Below are 1,398 nucleotides of genomic sequence, written 5' to 3' on the forward strand. Positions count from 1 at the left end.
TTGGCCATTTTCTTCAAATTCATGGCAGCGAAAGTAAGCATCGCCTGCATCGACATTTTTTTAAGTCCCCTGAGGGTTGTCCAACGCATGCCATGCTTTTCTTTTGCATCTGCGAATACTCGTTCAATTGTTTCTTTGCGTTTTTCATAGATCGGTTTGACGTCTTGATGGTGGCGAAGATGATCTGCTTCTTCCACATGTTCCTCCCACACATGACGTTGAATCAGTTTTTGATGTGCTTGACTCTGTGTGCATTGAGACAAGAAAGGGCATCCAGCACAAATTCGAGGATCTGATTTATATTGACGATACCCTTCCTTTGTAGTTGTAGTATATTTTAATATCTCACCAGTTGGGCAAATGTAACAGTCAAAATGCTCATCATAAACATACTCATGTTTTCTGAAGAAACCCTCTTTTGTGCGAGGTCGTGTGTAAGGTAAAGCAGGTGTGATGTCGTTTTTCAATAAGTAGCTCGTGATAGCAGGTGTTTTATAGGCTGCGTCTGCCGCAACAGCTTTTGGTTTACTAACTTTCTCAATGACTTGTTCTACCAATGGCTCTAAAATATGACTATCATGCGTGTTACCAGGGGTTACAATTGCGCCTAACACGAAGCCGTTGCGGTCTGCGGCCGCATGGAAAGAATAAGCGAACTGTTTTGTACGCTCATCTTTTACATAGTAGCCACTCTCTGGATCTGTTGTACTTTCCTTGATTTCTTTGTATTCTTCTTTATCAAACTTATCTGGTGGAAACGGCTTTTTTCCATGATCCTCGCGGTCTTGGTTAATCTCCTCTTGAAGGCGTTCTTGATAAGCACGGGTTTCTTTTCGAACAACTTTCTTTTCAAATTTGCGTTTATTTGCACTCGCTTTTACATGAGTAGAATCTACAAAAACGTGTTCAGCACTAATTAAATTCTTTTCAGCTGCGGTTTTTAAGATTCGGTAAAATATTTGTTCAAAGAGATCGGTGTCTTTAAATCGGCGCTCATAATTTTTACCGAAAGTTGAGAAGTGAGGAACTTTATCGTGAAAGCCATATCCTAAAAACCATCGATAAGCCATATTCGTTTTCAATTCTTCAATTGTTTGACGCATGGAGCGAATACCGAAGGTATATTGAATAAATGTGAGTTTAATTAATATTACAGGGTCAATACTTGGGCGGCCTTTTTCTGAATACTTATCTTTTACCAAGTCATAGATGAATGAGAAATTAATCGCCGCTTCAATTTTGCGGACCAAATGGTCCGCCGGTACAAGTTCGTCTAAAGCAACCATTTCAATTTGATCCCGTTGAATTGGATTATGTTTTGAAAGCATTTAAATCACCTCAAGCATTGTATTACTTCTATTTTAAAATAAAAAAGACTGCAGACAAGCACGATTTTCA

1 protein-coding gene is annotated in these 1,398 nt (G+C 39.1%); it reads right to left on the reverse strand.

Annotated features, from left to right (window positions below):
* On the reverse strand, positions 1-1,328 hold a 1,328-nt coding region (locus tag NR125_RS29145; RefSeq protein WP_256816846.1), incomplete at its 3' end, for an IS1182 family transposase.
* Positions 1,329-1,398 lie beyond the last annotated feature (70 nt).

The sequence above is a fragment of the Cytobacillus sp. Bac17 genome, assembly GCF_024519925.1.
Classification (GTDB): Bacteria; Bacillota; Bacilli; order Bacillales; family Cytobacillaceae; genus Cytobacillus; species Cytobacillus pseudoceanisediminis.